Raw genomic sequence first — 15,077 nt, 5'->3', positions numbered from 1 at the left:
CCCCTGGGGGACGCGGGCCGGCCGCCGCCGGCCCGCTTCCCGCGCCTATTCGGCGGCGGCCTGCGGGGCGGTGCGGCGCACCTCCACCACCCGGAAGCGGTTGGCCACGAACGCGGCGTCGCACAGGGCCGCGTTGGCCGCCGGGTTGCCGCCCGAGCCGTGGAAGTCGGAGAAGGCGGCCGTCTGGTTGACGTACACCCCGCCGGTCAGGTTGAACGACAGCTGGGCGGCCTCCTCCAGGCAGACCTCCTGCACCGCCTGCTCGACCTCCGCGTCCGTGGTGTAGGCGCCCACGGTCATGGCGCCCTTCTCGCGGACGGTGCGGCGCAGCAGCTCCACCGCGTCCGCCGCCGAGTCGACGGCGACGGCGAAGGAGACCGGGCCGAAGCACTCGCTCATGTAGGCGGCCTCGGCGTCCGGCTTGGCGCCGTCCAGCTTCACGATCACCGGCGTGCGGACCACCGCGCCCGGGAAGTCGGGGTTGGCGACCTCGCGGGAGGCGAGGGCGACTTCGCCCAGGTCGGCGGCGGCGTCCAGGCGGGCCTTGACGTCCGGGTTGACGATCGCGCCCAGCAGGGCGTTCGCGCGGGCGTCGTCACCGAGGAGCCCGGCGACGGACTTCGCGAGGTCGGCCACCACCTCGTCGAAGGTCTTGGGACCCTCGTCGGTGCGGATGCCGTCGCGGGGGACGAGCAGGTTCTGCGGGGTGGTGCACATCTGGCCGCTGTACAGGGACAGCGAGAAGGCCAGGTTGGACAGCATCCCCTTGTAGTCGTCGGTCGACTCCACGATCACCGTGTTGACGCCGGCCTTCTCCGTGTAGACCTGCGCCTGGCGGGCGTTGGCCTCCAGCCAGTCGCCGAAGGACGTCGACCCCGTGTAGTCGATGATCCTGATCTCGGGGCGCGTGGCCAGCGTCTTGGCGATGCCCTCGCCGGGGCGTTCGGCGGCCAGTGCCACCAGGTTCGCGTCGAAGCCCGCCTCGGCCAGTACCTCGCGGGCGGTCTTCACCGTCAGCGCGAGCGGCAGCACCGCGCGCGGGTGCGGCTTGACCAGGACGGCGTTGCCCGTGGCCAGGGAGGCGAAGAGGCCCGGATAGCCGTTCCACGTCGGGAAGGTGTTGCAGCCGATGACGAGGGCGATGCCGCGCGGGACGGGTGTGAACTGCTTGGCGAGGGCGAGCGGGTCGCGCTTGCCCTGCGGCTTCGTCCACTGCGCGGTGTCCGGGGTGCGCACCTGCTCCTGGTAGGCGTAGGCCACCGCCTCCAGGCCGCGGTCCTGCGCGTGCGGGCCGCCCGCCTGGAACGCCATGAGGAAGGCCTGCCCGGAGGTGTGCATCACCGCGTGCGCGAACTCGTGCGTGCGGTCGCTGATGCGGCGGAGGATCTCCAGGCACACCATGGCGCGCACCTCGGCGCCCGCGTCCCGCCAGGCGCGCTGGCCGGCCCTCATGGCGGGCAGCAGCACGTCGAGGTCCGCGTGCGGGTACGTCACGCCGAGCTCGACGCCGTACGGCGAGACCTCGCCGCCCACCCAGTCGTCGGTGCCGGGCTGGCCGAGGTCCAGGCGGGTGCCGAGGACGGCGTCGAAGGCGGCCCTGCCCGCCGCCGCGTCCAGGCTGCCGCCCTCACCGTAGGCCTTGGGGTGCTCCGGGTGCGGGGACCAGTACGCGCGCGTGCGGATCGCCTCGAGCGCCTGGTCCAGGGTGGGCCGGTGCCTGGTGATCAGCTCCTGCGCGGTCAGTTCGGCGGCCATGCGGGACCAACTCCTCGTCTGGGGAACTCTTCGTCGAGCTCATGACCTGGGCGGAAACAGCCGGACAGGGCTAGAGTAACCGAACGATCGGTCGGGACAAGGGGGACCGCCGCATCTGTGGAAAACGTCGTGCGGGAGGATCGCGCACATGACAGCACTCGACCTCAGCAGCCCCGTGGCCGTCGTCGGCACCGGCATCATGGGCCAGGGCATCGCCCAGGTCGCGCTGGTCGCCGGGCATCCGGTGCGGCTGTACGACGCCGTGCCCGGGCGTGCCCGGGAGGCGGCCGTGGCGATCGGAGCCCGCCTCGACCGGCTCGTCGAGAAGGGCCGGCTCACCGGCGCGGAGCGGGACGCGGCGCGCGCCCGGCTCCTGCCCGCACGGGCCCTCTCGGAGCTGGCGGACTGCGCGCTGGCCGTGGAGGCCGCCCCGGAGCGGCTGGACGTCAAGCAGGAACTGCTGCGCGAGCTGGAGGGCGTCGTCGCCGACGACTGCCTGCTCGCCACCAACACCTCGTCCCTGTCGGTGACGGCGATCGGCGGTGCCCTCGCCGTGCCCGGCCGTTTCGTCGGACTGCACTTCTTCAACCCGGCCCCGCTGATGCCGCTGGTGGAGGTCGTCTCCGGGTTCGCCACCGACGTCACGTCGGCCACGCGCGCGTACGAGACGGCCCGGGCCTGGGGGAAGACCCCGGTCGCCTGCGCGGACACGCCCGGCTTCATCGTCAACCGGATCGCCCGGCCGTTCTACGCCGAGGCCTTCGCCGTGTACGAGGCGCAGGCCGCCGACCCCGCCACCGTCGACGCAATCCTGCGCGAGTCCGGCGGCTTCCGGATGGGGGCGTTCGAGCTGACCGACCTGATCGGGCAGGACGTCAACGAGTCCGTGACGCACTCCGTGTGGCAGTCCTTCTTCCAGGACGTGCGCTTCACGCCCTCGCTCGCCCAGCGGCGCCTGGTGGAGTCGGGCCGGCTCGGCCGCAAGTCCGGCCGCGGCTGGTACGACCACTCCGACGGCGCGGAGCGCCCCGAGCCGCACACCGCGGAGAAGGCCCAGCCACCCTCCCACGTCGTCGTGGAGGGCGATCTCGGCCCCGCCGCCGAGCTGCTGACGCTGATCCGCGAGGCGGGCATCCCCGTCCGCGAGGAAGAAGAGGACCACGGCACCCGGCTGGTGCTGCCGGGCGGCGGCCGGCTCGCGCTCGCCGACGGGCAGACCTCCGCCGAGTTCCAGGACGTCGTCCACTTCGACCTCGCCCTCGACTACCGCAGGGCCACGCGCATCGCCCTGTCCGCCGCGAAGGACACCTCCCCGCAGACCCTGGCGGAGGCCACCGGCCTGTTCCAGGCGCTCGGCAAGGACGTCAGCGTCATCGGCGACGTCCCCGGCATGATCGTCGCGCGTACGGTCGCCCGGATCGTCGACCTGGCGCTCGACGCCGTGGCCAAGGGCGTGGCCACCGAGGAGGACGTCGACACCGCGATGCGCCTGGGCGTGAACTACCCCCTCGGTCCCTTCGAGTGGAGCCGCCGGCTCGGCCGCACCTGGGCCTACGGACTCCTGGACGAGATGCACCTGCGCGACCCGTCGGGACGCTACGCGCCCTCCCTCGCGCTGTACCGCCACGCGTACGCCACCGACCCGCGGGAGGGCACGTCATGACCACCGCCAGGCGCGACACGTACACGCCCGAGAGCCTGCTGTCCGTCGCCGTGCGCGTCTTCAACGAGCGCGGCTACGACGGCACCTCCATGGAGCACCTGTCGAAGGCGGCGGGCATCTCCAAGTCGTCGATCTACCACCACGTGGCCGGCAAGGAGGAGCTGCTGCGCCGGGCGGTGAGCCGGGCGCTGGACGGGCTGTTCGGGATCCTCGACGAGGAGCAGGCGCGCGGCGGGCGCGCCGCCGACCGCCTGGAGTACGTCGTGCGGCGCATGGTCGAGGTGCTCATCGCCGAGCTGCCCTACGTCACGCTGCTGCTGCGGGTGCGCGGCAACACCGGCACCGAGCGATGGGCGCTGGAGCGGCGCCGCGAGTTCGACCACCGGGTCGCCCAGCTGCTGAAGGCGGCCGCCGCCGACGGGGACGTGCGCGGCGACGTGGAGGTGCGGCTGGCGACCCGGCTCGTGTTCGGCATGATCAATTCCATCGCCGAGTGGTACCGGCCCGACGGGCGCGGCATGGGCGAGCGCGAAGTGGCCGACGCCGTCGCCCGGCTGGTCTTCGGGGGCCTGCGCCACCAGGACTGAGCCGGGCCGGGGCCGGCCGCCGGCTGGTGCTCGGAGCCCACCGGCCCGCGCCGGCGGGACACGACCCGGGCCGGGCCGCTCAGCCCTGCGGCTCCAGGTCCTCCTCCTCGAACACCAGCAGCGTGCGCGTGCTGAGCACTTCGGGAATCGCCTGGAGCCGGGTGAGCACCACCTCGCGCAGTGCGCGGTTGTCCGGCATGTGCACCAGCAGCAGGACGTCGAAGTCGCCGCCCACCAGGGCGATGTGGGAGGCGCCGGGCAGCTGCCGCAGCTGCTCGCGCACTGTGCGCCAGGAGTTCTGCACGATCTTCAGGGTGATGTACGCCGACGTGCCCTGGCCGGCGCGTTCATGGTCGACACGGGCCCCGAAGCCGCGGATGACGCCGTCCTCGACGAGGCGGTTGATGCGTGCGTAGGCGTTGGCCCGGGAGACGTGGACCCGCTCGGCGACCGACCGTATCGAGGCGCGGCCGTCCGTCTGGAGCATCCGCAGGATGTCCTGGTCGACGGCGTCCAGCGGGCGGGGCGGCGGCAGGGCTCTGTCGTCGGGTTGCTCGGCCATTTGTTCAGGTGCCATGTCCCCCCGCCTCTCCGCCGTGGACGCACTGCGTCCATCTCAGGCTGTGCAGAACCGTTTGTCCACAGCCTTGGGCCGCCTGTAGCCAAAATGTGCCGACGACCGAACAATCGGTAGGTGAGGCGCGTCACAGACGCCGCGCCTCTCCAAGCCGCTCCCACGAGGAGGTGCCGTCATGACGGTCATGGAGCAGCGAGGCGCGTACCGGCCGTCGCCGCCGCCCGCCTGGCAGCCCCGTACCGACCCCGCGCCCCTGCTGCCCGACGCGGAGCCCTACCGCGTCCTTGGCACGCAGGCCGTCGCGAAGGCCGATCCGGAGCTGCTGCGCCGCCTGTACGCGCAGCTGGTCCTCGGCCGCCGGTACAACGTGCAGGCGACCGCCCTGACCAAGCAGGGACGTCTCGCCGTCTACCCCTCGAGCACCGGCCAGGAGGCCTGCGAGGTGGCCGCGGCGCTGGTCCTGGAGGAGCGCGACTGGCTCTTCCCCAGCTACCGCGACACCCTCGCCGTCGTCGCCCGCGGCGCGGACCCCGTCGAGGCCCTCACCCTGCTGCGCGGTGACTGGCACACCGGCTACGACCCCTACGAGCACCGCGTCGCCCCCCTCTCCACCCCCCTCGCCACCCAGCTGCCGCACGCCGTGGGCCTCGCCCACGCCGCCCGCCTCAAGGGCGACGACGTGGTCGCCCTGGCGATGGTCGGCGACGGCGGCACCAGCGAGGGCGACTTCCACGAGGCGCTGAACTTCGCCGCCGTCTGGCAGGCACCTGTGGTCTTCCTCGTGCAGAACAACGGCTTCGCCATCTCCGTCCCGCTGGCCAAGCAGACCGCCGCGCCCTCCCTGGCCCACAAGGCCGTCGGGTACGGCATGCCGGGCCGCCTGGTCGACGGCAACGACGCCGCCGCCGTGCACGAGGTGCTCGCCGACGCCGTACGGCACGCCCGCGCGGGCGGCGGCCCCACGCTGGTGGAGGCGGTGACCTACCGCATCGACGCCCACACCAACGCCGACGACGCCACCCGCTACCGCGGCGACGCCGAGGTCGAGGCCTGGCGCGAGCACGACCCGATCGCCCTGCTCGAAGGGGAGCTGACCGCGCGCGGCCTGCTCGACGACAGCGGCATCCAGAGCGTGCGCGAGCAGGCCGAGACGATGGCGGCACGGCTGCGCGAGCGCATGAACCAGGACGCGGCGCTGGACCCGGCGGACCTGTTCGCCCACGTGTACGCCGAGCCCACACCGCAGCTGCGGGAGCAGCAGGCGCAGCTGCGCGCGGAACTCGACGCCGAGAACGAGTCGGAGGAGGGCACCGCCCGATGACCACCGTCGCGCTCAAGCCGGCCACCATGGCCCAGGCGCTCACGCGCGCGCTGCGCGACGCGATGGCCGCCGACCCGTCCGTGCACGTCCTCGGCGAGGACGTCGGCACGCTCGGCGGCGTCTTCCGCGTCACCGACGGACTCGCCAGGGAGTTCGGCGAGGACCGCTGCACGGACACGCCGCTGGCCGAGGCGGGCATCCTCGGCACGGCCGTCGGCATGGCGATGTACGGCCTGCGCCCGGTCGTCGAGATGCAGTTCGACGCCTTCGCGTACCCGGCCTTCGAGCAGCTCGCCAGCCATGTGGCGAAGATGCGCAACCGCACGCGCGGGAAGATGCCGCTGCCGATCACGATCCGCATCCCCTACGGCGGCGGCATCGGCGGCGTCGAGCACCACAGCGACGCCTCCGAGGCGTACTACATGGCGACTCCCGGCCTGCACGTCGTCACGCCCGCCACCGTGCCCGACGCCTACGGGCTGCTGCGCGCCGCCATCGCCTCCGACGACCCGGTCGTCTTCCTGGAGCCCAAGCGCCTGTACTGGTCGAAGGACGCCTGGAACCCCGAGGAACCGCCGGGCGTCGACCCGATCGGCCGCGCGGTGGTGCGGCGGACCGGCCGGAGCGCCACGCTCATCACCTACGGGCCGTCCGTGCCCGTCTGCCTGGAAGCCGCCGAGGCGGCGCAGGCCGAGGGCTGGGACCTGGAGGTCGTCGACCTGCGCTCACTGGTGCCGTTCGACGACGAGACCGTCTGCGCGTCGGTGCGCCGCACCGGACGCGCGGTCGTGGTGCACGAGTCGGCCGGGTTCGGCGGCCCGGGCGGGGAGATCGCCGCCCGCGTCACGGAGCGCTGCTTCCACCACCTGGAGGCGCCGGTGCTGCGGGTGGCCGGGTTCGACATCCCCTACCCGCCGCCGATGCTGGAGCGGCACCACCTGCCCGGCGTGGACCGGATCCTGGACGCCGTGGCGCGTCTGCAGTGGGAGGCGGAGAGCTGATGCCACAGGTGCTGGAGTTCAAGCTCCCCGACCTCGGGGAGGGCCTCACCGAGGCGGAGATCGTCCGGTGGCTGGTCGAGGTCGGTGACGTCGTCGCCGTGGACCAGCCCGTTGTCGAGGTGGAGACGGCCAAGGCGATGGTCGAGGTGCCCTGCCCCTACGGCGGGGTGGTCACCGCCCGCTTCGGCGAGGAGGGGACCGAACTGCCCGTCGGCGCGCCCCTGCTGACCGTCGCGGTCGGCGAACCGGCCGCCGCGGAGGGGCCCCAGGGCTCCGGCAACGTCCTGGTCGGATACGGCACCTCCGAGGCTCCGGCGCGGCGCCGCAGGGTGCGGCCGAGGCCGGCGCCGGCCGGTGCGGCGCACGCGTCCTCCCAGGCGGGCGGGCCGGCCGTCGCGGCGGTGCCCGGCCCGGTGCGTGAGGCCGCGCCCCACGGTGACGGTCCCGTCCCCGTCATCTCGCCGCTCGTCCGCCGGCTGGCCCGGGAGAACGGCGTCGACCTGCGCCGGCTGGCAGGTTCCGGTCCCGACGGGCTGATTCTGCGGGCGGACGTCGAGGAAGTGCTCCGGGCCGACGCCGCACGGGGCCGCACGGCGGGGACGCCGGCGGCCACGGCCGTGTCGTCGTCCCACGCCACGTCCGCGCCCGCTGTCGCGGGCCCCGCGCCGAACGGTCACCGACGGGCCGGCGCACCGGCCGCCCCCGCCGCGGCCGCGGCACGCACCGGCGCCGGGACCCGCATCCCGCTCAAGGGCGTGCGCGGTGCCGTCGCCGACAAGCTGTCCCGCAGCCGCCGGGAGATCCCGGACGCGACCTGCTGGGTGGACGCCGACGCGACGGAGCTGATGCGCGCCCGGGCGGCCATGAACGCGGCCGGCGGACCGAAGATCTCCCTGCTGGCGCTGCTGGCGCGGATCTGCACGGCCGCGCTCGCCCGCTTCCCGGAGCTGAACTCGACCGTCGACACGGAGGCCAGGGAGGTCGTCCGGCTCGACCAGGTGCACCTCGGCTTCGCGGCGCAGACCGAGCGCGGGCTCGTCGTGCCCGTCGTACGGGACGCGCAGGCCCGGGACGCCGAGTCGCTGACGGGCGAGTTCGCCCGGCTGACCGAGGCGGCCCGGGCGGGCACCCTGACGCCCGCGGAGCTCACCGGCGGCACCTTCACGCTGAACAACTACGGCGTGTTCGGCGTCGACGGCTCCACGCCGATCATCAACCACCCCGAGGCCGCCATGCTCGGCGTCGGCCGCGTCGTCCCCAAGCCCTGGGTGCACGACGGCGAGCTGGCGGTGCGCCAGGTCGTGCAGCTGTCGCTCACCTTCGACCACCGGGTGTGCGACGGGGGCACGGCGGGCGGTTTCCTGCGGTATGTGGCCGACTGCGTGGAACAGCCGGCGGTGCTGCTGCGCACTGTGTGACGGAGGGGGCCCGCCCGCGTTCCCTGTGATCCCGGCGGGACGCATACTCGGGGGGTGACCGCGTACGAGCCCCCCGAGTACGAGCCACCCAGGCCCGGGCCACCGGGCGGCGCCGGTGAGCCCGGCGCCGCCTACGACGCCGTGGTGCTGGCCGGCGGTGGCGCCCGGCGGCTCGGCGGCATCGACAAACCCGGAGTGCGTGTGGGCGGCCGGGCGCTGCTCGACCGGGTCCTCGACGCCTGCGCCGGGGCCCGGACGACCGTGGTGGTCGCCGAACCGCGAGCCACCGGGCGGCCCGTGCGGTGGACGCGCGAGGAACCCCCGGGCGCCGGGCCGCTCGCCGCGCTGGAGGCCGGGCTGCGCGGCACCACGGCCGAACACGTCGTCGTGCTCTCCGCCGACCTGCCCTTCGTCGGCAAGGACACGGTCCGCCGGCTGCTGGACGCCCTGCGCGCCAGCGCGGGCGACGGTGTCCTGCTCACCGACGCCGACGGACGCGACCAGCCGCTGGTGGCCGCCTACCGGACGGCCGCGCTGCGCCGTGGACTCACAGCACTCGCGGACGCGGCGCCCGGTTCCGGCCCCCGCGCGAGCGGCGCCCTGCGCGATGCGGCGTTCATCGAGGGTTCCGCTGCGGGCAGCGCTCCCACCGATGCGGCGTCCATCAAGAAGCCCGCCGAGGCAAGAGCCCTCAGCGACGCGGAGTCCACCAGGGGCTCGGCTCCGGATGGCGCTCCCACCGCTGCGGAGTCCACGAGGAGTTCGGGTGTCGGCAGCGCTCCCACCGGCGCGGAGTCGAGCAGGGGTTCGGCCCCGGGCACTGCACCCGCTGGCACGGCGTCCGCCGACGGCCTCGCGGCGGGCAGGGGCCGAAGCGGTACCGCCTCCGCCGACGGCTCCGGCGCGGGCAGTGCCCTGACCGGGCTGCCGCTGCGGCGGCTGACCGCCGTGCTCGATCTCAGCCGCGTCCCCGACCCCGTCGCGTCCTTCGACTGCGACACCTGGGACGACATCGCCACCGCCAGGGCACGCATCAGGGAGCATGGGCACGTGTTGGATGAATGGATCACCGCAGTCAAGGACGAGCTGGGCATCGACCTGGACGTCGACACCAACGTCCTGCTCGACCTCGCCCGTGACGCCGCCCACGGCGTCGCCCGGCCCGCCGCACCGCTGACCACCTTCCTCGTGGGGTACGCGGCCGCGCAGGGGAAGGGCGGCCCCGAGGCCGTCGCCGAAGCCGCCCGGAAGGCCGCCGTGCTCGCGCAGCGCTGGGCGGACGAGGCCACCGCCGACGCGGGTCCGGGCGCGGAACCGGATGCCGGATGACCCCCCGCGGCGTCCAGGCCGGCGAGGATGTCGAGGATCTCGACGTCGAGGAGGTGCTCGCCCTGGTGAAGGAAAGCAACGGACTGGCAGTGGGCGGCGGTCCACCCGCCGCCGGCGCGGGCGGGAGTGGTGCCCAGCGTGCGGGCGCGCCCGCGTCGGTCCGCGCCGAGGGCCAGGGGCCGGCCGGAACGGGACACCACTGCCCGCACCCGGCCGACGGCCGCCACGGGCCCACCCCGTGGCCGCAGGCCCGTGAGATCGCAGCCACCACCTGCCTTCCTGCGGCCAGCGACGGGACGAGCGGTGCCCCCGGCGGCGGGCGCGCTCCCGTCCCGGTGGTCCTCGAGGCCGCTCTCGGGCAGGTGCTGGCCGCGCCCCTGACCGCCCTCACCGACCTGCCCTCCTTCGACACCTCCGCCATGGACGGCTGGGCGGTCTCCGGCCCCGGCCCCTGGGATGTGCGGGACGAGGGTGTCCTGGCCGGGGACGGGCAGCCGGAGCCGCTGACCGACGGGGAGGCGGTACGGATCGCGACCGGCGCACGCATCCCGCAGGACACCACGGCCGTGCTGCGCAGCGAGCACGGCCGCACGGACACCAAGGACCGGCTGCACGCAACCCGGGAGGTCGGACACGGGCAGGACATCCGCCCACGCGGCCAGGAGTGCCGCACGGGCGACCAGTTGCTGCCCGCCGGCACCCTGGTCACGCCGGCCGTGCTCGGTCTCGCCGCGGCCGCCGGCTACGACACCCTCACGGTGCTTCCGCGCCCTCGGGTGGAGGTCCTCGTACTCGGCGACGAGCTGCTGACCGAGGGGCTGCCGCACGACGGCCTGATCCGCGACGCGCTCGGCCCGATGCTGCCGCCCTGGCTGCGCGCCCTCGGCGCGGACGTCATCGGCGTCCGCCGGATCGGCGACGACGCCAGGGCGCTGCACCAGGCCGTCTCCAGATCCCAGGCCGACCTGATCGTCACCACCGGCGGCACCGCGGCCGGGCCGGTGGACCACGTGCATCCCACGCTGCGCCGGATCGGCGCGGAACTCCTGGTGGACGGCGTCATGGCCCGGCCCGGCCACCCGATGCTCCTGGCCCGCACCAGGCAGGACCAGCACCTCGTCGGACTGCCCGGGAACCCGCTCGCGGCCGTCTCCGGTCTGCTCACGCTCGCCGAGCCGCTGCTGCGCGGCCTGGCGGGGCGCCCGGCCCCGGAGCCCTACACCCTGCCGCTTCGAGAGGCCGTGCACGGGCATCCGTACGACACCCGGCTGGTGCCGGTGGTCCTGCGGGGCGACCACGCCGTTCCATTGCACTACAACGGACCCGCGATGCTGCGTGGCGTCGCGGCCGCCGATGCCCTCGCCGTCGTACCACCGGGCGGCGTCCGGCCGGGTCAGGAGGCCGAACTCCTCGATCTGCCCTGGGCCGCCGCGGGAATCGGGGTGTGTTTCACGTGAAACTTCCGGGTCAGGACGCGATCGCCCGCCAGGCGGGCGAACACCTTGTGACCCATCAGGTGCAGTTGCCCAGGAAGGTGGTGGAGCGGCCGATCCGGCAGGTCGCCAAGCGGCTCTCCCTGGCGCTGCTGATCCTGATCGGGACCGCGTTCATCGTCTATGCCGATCGCGAGGGGTACACGGACAACTCCGACGGCTCCGTCGACCTCCTCGACGCGGCGTACTACGCGACCGTCACCCTCTCGACCACCGGGTACGGCGACATCACACCCGTCAGCGACTCGGCACGGCTGACGAACATCCTCGTCGTCACACCGTTCCGCGTGCTGTTCCTGATCATTCTCGTCGGCACCACGCTCGAAGTCCTCACCGAACGCACGCGTGAGGAGTGGCGCCTCAACCGCTGGAGGTCCGCGTTGCGCGACCACACCGTCGTCGTCGGCTTTGGTACGAAGGGGCGGTCCGCGATACAGACCGTCTGTGCGACGGGGCTGAACAAGCAGCAGGTCGTCGTGGTCGACCCCAGTGCGAAGGCGATCGACGCGGCCGCGGCGGACGGGTACGCCGGAGTGATCGGGGACGCCACGCGCAGCGAGGTGCTGAAGCGGGCGGAGGTGCAGCGGGCCCGGCAGATCATCGTCGCCACGCAGCGGGACGACACGGCCGTGCTGGTGACACTGACCGCGCGGCAGCTCAATCGCGGTGTGAAGATCGTCGCGGCGGTGCGGGAGGAGGAGAACGCGCCGCTGCTGAAGCAGTCCGGGGCCGACGCCGTGATCACGAGTGCCAGCGCGGCGGGGCGGCTGCTGGGGCTGTCCGTGCTGAGCCCGGCCGCGGGCATGGTGATGGAGGACCTGATCCAGCAGGGGAGCGGTCTGGACATCGTCGAACGGCCCGTCGTGAAGGCCGAGGTGGGCAAGACCCCGCGGGAGATGGACGACCTGGTGGTGAGCGTCGTACGGGGGCACCGGGTGCTCGGGTACGACGATCCGTCCGTCGGCACCCTCCAGTTGACGGACCGTCTGATCACGATCGTGCGGGCCACGCCGGGGGCGCGGGCGCTGCCCCTGGGCTGAGCGGGCGGGGGTGACTGACCACCTGCCCGCGGGGGTATTCGCCTCCACCTGCCCGCGGGGGTGTGCCTGTCCCCTTCCCTCGCAGGGGGCGGGTGCCGTCGGCTGGCGTGCACGGTGCTCCAAGTCTTCCGGGAAAAGCGGGGAGTAGCGTCGGACCCATGTATGCGATCACGATCCCCGAACCCGGTGGGCCAGAGGCGTTGGTGTGGGACGAGGTGCCGGACCCGGTACCCGGCGAGGGAGAGGTGCTGGTCGACGTCGTGGCCAGTGCCGTCAACCGTGCCGACATCCTGCAGCGGCAGGGCTTCTACGATCCGCCGCCCGGCGCGTCCCGGTACCCCGGCCTGGAGTGCGCCGGACGGATCGCCGCGCTCGGCCCCGGCGTCTCCGGCTGGGCCGTGGGCGACGCGGTGGCCGCACTGCTGGCGGGCGGCGGCTACGCCGAGAAGGTCGTCGTCCCGGTCGGTCAGCTGCTGCCCGTGCCCGAGGGCATCGACCTCCGGCAGGCCTCGGCGCTGCCCGAGGTGACCTGCACGGTGTGGTCCAACGTCTTCATGGTGGCTCACCTCCGTCCGGGCGAGACGCTGCTCGTGCACGGCGGTTCCAGCGGCATCGGCACGATGGCGATCCAGCTCGCCAAGGCCCTCGGCGCGCGGGTCGCGGTCACGGCCGGCACGAAGGAGAAGCTGGACTACTGCGCCGAGCTGGGCGCCGACATCCTGATCAACTACCGCGAGCAGGACTTCGTCGCCGAGATCAAGCAGGCCACGGACGGCGCGGGCGCCGACGTCATCCTCGACAACATGGGCGCCAAGTACCTCGACCGCAACGTCCAGGCCCTCGCCGTCAACGGCCGGCTCGCGATCATCGGCATGCAGGGCGGCGCCAAGGGCGAGCTGAACATCGGGGCCCTGCTCGCCAAGCGGGCCGCGATCAGCGCGACCTCGCTGCGCGCCCGGCCGCTGGACGAGAAGGCGGCGATCGTCGCGGCCGTACGCGAGCACGTCTGGCCGCTGCTCGCCTCGGGCGAGGTGCGGCCGGTCGTCGACCGCGAGATCCCCATGAACGAAGCGGCGACGGCCCACCGGGTCGTGGAGGAGAGCGGTCACATCGGAAAGGTGCTGCTGGTCGCGCCCTGACCCGTCCAGTCCCGGTCCCGGTGGCAGGACGGGCCGACGGGGGTGCGTTGTGGACCGACCCGGTTCCGCGACGCGCCCCCGGACCGGCGGCCTGGTGGCCGACGCGCCCGGCACACCCCGGTCCGCCCGGGGACTCCCTAGCTCCGGCGCACCCTGAGGGCGACGAACGCGAGTCCCAGGCCGAAGCCGATCAGGACCAGGCCGCTGCCGAGGGGCAGGACGCGCAGCACGGGTTCGGCGGGAGCCTCCGCCCGGCCGGCGGTCCGGGAGGAGCCGGGGCCGTCCGGGGAGGCCGGCACCTGGCCGGTCACCCCGGAGGTCTCCGAGGGGGTGCCCGCCCCGGGGGCGTCGGGGGGCCGCGCGCCGTCCCCGGCTTCCCCGCCGTCCCCGGCGTCCACACCACCGTCCGCCTGCGCGCCGTCCCCGGCGTCCTCCTCCGCGCCGTCCCCCACGTTCCCCCGCTCGCCGGCTCCCCCGTCCTCCGCCGGCCCGGCCGTGTCCTGGTTCTCCGGGTCCTCCCCCGGCTGCTCCGGCCGTCCCGGCCGCTGCCGCCCCTCGCCCGCCCGGCTCCCGGCCCGTGACGGCTGGGGGGAGGGCGAGGCCGGGGACGACGCGGAGGGCGACGCGGGGGCGAAGGGCACGACGGCCGAGGACACCGGCGCGGCGCCGTACGACGGGGCGGAGCCGCAGATCAGCGTGGCCGTGCCCAGCAGGATCAGTGTTCCGGTGGTACCCAGCGAGGTGCGCAGCCCTGGAGTCACGTCGGGACCCCCTCACGGTGCCCGGTCGGCGCATCAGCGCGTCGCGCGTCAGCGCATCAGTGGAACAACAGTCACACCGACTGGCCCGACCGGCATTCCGGACGGGGCCGACGGGCCGAGCCGGCCGCAGGGTCCGGGCACGTCACGGCGGGTCGCCCCACGGACGGTGCCGATCCGGCGTTCGGGTGACAGCGACAGGGTGACGGCGGGGGGTGACGGCGGGAGGGTGACGGCAGGTGGATGACGGCAGGTCGGCGACGGCTGAGGGCGGTCCGCCGGGGGCCGGCAGGCGCGAACGCCGGCCCGTCTTCGGGAATCGCCCCGCACCGGGGCCCCTCCGTGGTGAGGTGGGCGGGTGCGAGAGAATGGGGGAATGGAGATGCCGAGGAACGAAAGGTCGCCGGAGAACCCGCAGATCCTGGTCGTGGGCCAGGACGGCATGGCGCTCGGCGGCGGTGGTGACGACGACACCCGCGAGACCCCGGTGACGGAGCAGGTGGAGCAGCCCGCCAAGGTCATGCGGATCGGCAGCATGATCAAGCAGCTTCTCGAGGAGGTGCGCGCCGCTCCTCTCGACGAGGCCAGCCGGAACCGGCTCAAGGAGATCCACGCCAGCTCGGTGAAGGAGCTCGAGGACGGCCTCGCGCCGGAACTCGTCGAGGAGCTCGAGCGGCTCTCCCTGCCCTTCACGGACGACGGAACGCCCAGCGACGCCGAGCTGCGCATCGCCCAGGCGCAACTGGTGGGCTGGCTGGAGGGCCTCTTCCACGGCATCCAGACGACCCTCTTCGCGCAGCAGATGGCGGCGCGGGCCCAGCTGGAGCAGATGCGCCGCGCCCTTCCCCCGGGGCTCGCCCCCGAAGGGGGCGACGACCCCCGCACCGGCGGGCGCTCGGGCGGACCGTACCTGTAGGCCCGTGGTGGCGCCGAGGACGTAGTCGTCAGCGCGTGCGCGCGGAAGGGGCCCGGCGGCCGGACCGCCGGGCCCCTTCC

13 protein-coding genes are annotated in these 15,077 nt (G+C 74.1%); 10 read left to right on the top strand and 3 right to left on the bottom strand.

Annotated elements, in window-relative coordinates; translation table 11 throughout:
• Window positions 1-45: 45 nt before the first annotated feature.
• A complete protein-coding gene (gene paaN / locus ABZ920_RS10835; protein WP_361501527.1) occupies window positions 46-1,755 on the bottom strand; it encodes a phenylacetic acid degradation protein PaaN in 1,710 nt (569 codons plus the stop codon).
• A 148-nt stretch (window positions 1,756-1,903) separates the two neighbouring features.
• Here paaN and ABZ920_RS10830 point away from each other — a divergent pair, with 148 nt between their 5' ends.
• Together ABZ920_RS10830 and ABZ920_RS10825 are read left to right on the top strand one after the other, a co-directional pair.
• Window positions 1,904-3,418: a 3-hydroxyacyl-CoA dehydrogenase gene (locus tag ABZ920_RS10830; RefSeq protein WP_361501524.1), complete on the top strand. Its 1,515-nt coding sequence runs from the start codon at window positions 1,904-1,906 to the stop codon at window positions 3,416-3,418.
• Window positions 3,415-4,005 (top strand): TetR/AcrR family transcriptional regulator, encoded by a 591-nt coding sequence (locus tag ABZ920_RS10825; protein WP_361501521.1) that lies wholly within the window; start codon window positions 3,415-3,417, stop codon window positions 4,003-4,005. The genes ABZ920_RS10830 and ABZ920_RS10825 overlap by 4 nt, the downstream gene beginning before the upstream one ends.
• A 79-nt stretch (window positions 4,006-4,084) precedes the next feature.
• On the opposite strand, the gene ABZ920_RS10820 is transcribed toward ABZ920_RS10825, so the two are convergent.
• Window positions 4,085-4,567, bottom strand: coding sequence for an Lrp/AsnC family transcriptional regulator (locus ABZ920_RS10820; RefSeq protein WP_361501880.1), 483 nt, complete (start codon window positions 4,565-4,567; stop codon window positions 4,085-4,087).
• 190 nt (window positions 4,568-4,757) lie between these two features.
• Here ABZ920_RS10820 and pdhA point away from each other — a divergent pair, with 190 nt between their 5' ends.
• The 7 genes from pdhA to ABZ920_RS10785 all read left to right on the top strand — a co-directional run bounded on the left by pdhA (window position 4,758) and on the right by ABZ920_RS10785 (window position 13,323).
• Window positions 4,758-5,903 carry a pyruvate dehydrogenase (acetyl-transferring) E1 component subunit alpha gene (gene pdhA / locus ABZ920_RS10815; RefSeq protein ID WP_361501518.1) on the top strand — a complete coding sequence of 382 codons (1,146 nt, stop codon included), beginning with the start codon at window positions 4,758-4,760 and terminating at the stop codon, window positions 5,901-5,903.
• On the top strand, window positions 5,900-6,904 hold the full coding sequence (locus ABZ920_RS10810) for an alpha-ketoacid dehydrogenase subunit beta (RefSeq protein WP_361501515.1): 1,005 nt from the start codon (window positions 5,900-5,902) through the stop codon (window positions 6,902-6,904). The genes pdhA and ABZ920_RS10810 overlap by 4 nt, the downstream gene beginning before the upstream one ends.
• Complete coding sequence (locus ABZ920_RS10805; protein WP_361501512.1) at window positions 6,904-8,322, top strand: dihydrolipoamide acetyltransferase family protein; 1,419 nt, start codon at window positions 6,904-6,906, stop codon at window positions 8,320-8,322. Before ABZ920_RS10810 ends, ABZ920_RS10805 begins: the two co-directional genes overlap by 1 nt.
• Before the next feature lie 54 nt (window positions 8,323-8,376).
• Entirely contained in the window at window positions 8,377-9,651 is a 1,275-nt protein-coding gene (locus tag ABZ920_RS10800; RefSeq protein WP_361501509.1) for an NTP transferase domain-containing protein, read from the top strand.
• Complete coding sequence (locus ABZ920_RS10795) at window positions 9,648-11,108, top strand: molybdopterin molybdotransferase MoeA (protein ID WP_361501506.1); 1,461 nt, start codon at window positions 9,648-9,650, stop codon at window positions 11,106-11,108. The genes ABZ920_RS10800 and ABZ920_RS10795 overlap by 4 nt, the downstream gene beginning before the upstream one ends.
• Window positions 11,105-12,184 carry a potassium channel family protein gene (locus tag ABZ920_RS10790; protein ID WP_361501503.1) on the top strand — a complete coding sequence of 360 codons (1,080 nt, stop codon included), beginning with the start codon at window positions 11,105-11,107 and terminating at the stop codon, window positions 12,182-12,184. Before ABZ920_RS10795 ends, ABZ920_RS10790 begins: the two co-directional genes overlap by 4 nt.
• A 158-nt stretch (window positions 12,185-12,342) precedes the next feature.
• Window positions 12,343-13,323, top strand: a complete 981-nt coding sequence (locus tag ABZ920_RS10785) for an NAD(P)H-quinone oxidoreductase (protein WP_361501501.1) — start codon at window positions 12,343-12,345, stop codon at window positions 13,321-13,323.
• 137 nt (window positions 13,324-13,460) lie between these two features.
• On the opposite strand, the gene ABZ920_RS10780 is transcribed toward ABZ920_RS10785, so the two are convergent.
• On the bottom strand, window positions 13,461-14,084 hold the full coding sequence (locus ABZ920_RS10780) for a hypothetical protein (protein ID WP_361501498.1): 624 nt from the start codon (window positions 14,082-14,084) through the stop codon (window positions 13,461-13,463).
• Between the two features lie 373 nt (window positions 14,085-14,457).
• Here ABZ920_RS10780 and ABZ920_RS10775 point away from each other — a divergent pair, with 373 nt between their 5' ends.
• Entirely contained in the window at window positions 14,458-14,997 is a 540-nt protein-coding gene (locus ABZ920_RS10775; RefSeq protein WP_361501495.1) for a bacterial proteasome activator family protein, read from the top strand.
• Window positions 14,998-15,077: the final 80 nt, after the last annotated feature.

Origin of the sequence: Streptomyces sp. NPDC046831 (assembly GCF_040645305.1) — a bacterium.
Classification (GTDB): Bacteria; Actinomycetota; Actinomycetes; order Streptomycetales; family Streptomycetaceae; genus Streptomyces.
The sequence above is the reverse complement of the archived record's forward strand: the minus strand, read 5'-3'. Positions and strand labels throughout refer to the sequence as shown.

Excerpts from the sequence above, each read along its gene's own strand:
- paaN (WP_361501527.1), bottom strand. The coding sequence starts at position 1,755 with ATGGCCGCCGAACTGACCGCGCAGGAGCTGATCACCAGGCACCGGCCC.
- ABZ920_RS10830 (WP_361501524.1), top strand. The coding sequence starts at position 1,904 with ATGACAGCACTCGACCTCAGCAGCCCCGTGGCCGTCGTCGGCACCGGC.
- ABZ920_RS10825 (WP_361501521.1), top strand. The coding sequence starts at position 3,415 with ATGACCACCGCCAGGCGCGACACGTACACGCCCGAGAGCCTGCTGTCC.
- ABZ920_RS10820 (WP_361501880.1), bottom strand. The coding sequence starts at position 4,567 with ATGGCCGAGCAACCCGACGACAGAGCCCTGCCGCCGCCCCGCCCGCTG.
- pdhA (WP_361501518.1), top strand. The coding sequence starts at position 4,758 with ATGACGGTCATGGAGCAGCGAGGCGCGTACCGGCCGTCGCCGCCGCCC.
- ABZ920_RS10810 (WP_361501515.1), top strand. The coding sequence starts at position 5,900 with ATGACCACCGTCGCGCTCAAGCCGGCCACCATGGCCCAGGCGCTCACG.
- ABZ920_RS10805 (WP_361501512.1), top strand. The coding sequence starts at position 6,904 with ATGCCACAGGTGCTGGAGTTCAAGCTCCCCGACCTCGGGGAGGGCCTC.
- ABZ920_RS10795 (WP_361501506.1), top strand. The coding sequence starts at position 9,648 with ATGACCCCCCGCGGCGTCCAGGCCGGCGAGGATGTCGAGGATCTCGAC.
- ABZ920_RS10785 (WP_361501501.1), top strand. The coding sequence starts at position 12,343 with ATGTATGCGATCACGATCCCCGAACCCGGTGGGCCAGAGGCGTTGGTG.
- ABZ920_RS10775 (WP_361501495.1), top strand. The coding sequence starts at position 14,458 with ATGGAGATGCCGAGGAACGAAAGGTCGCCGGAGAACCCGCAGATCCTG.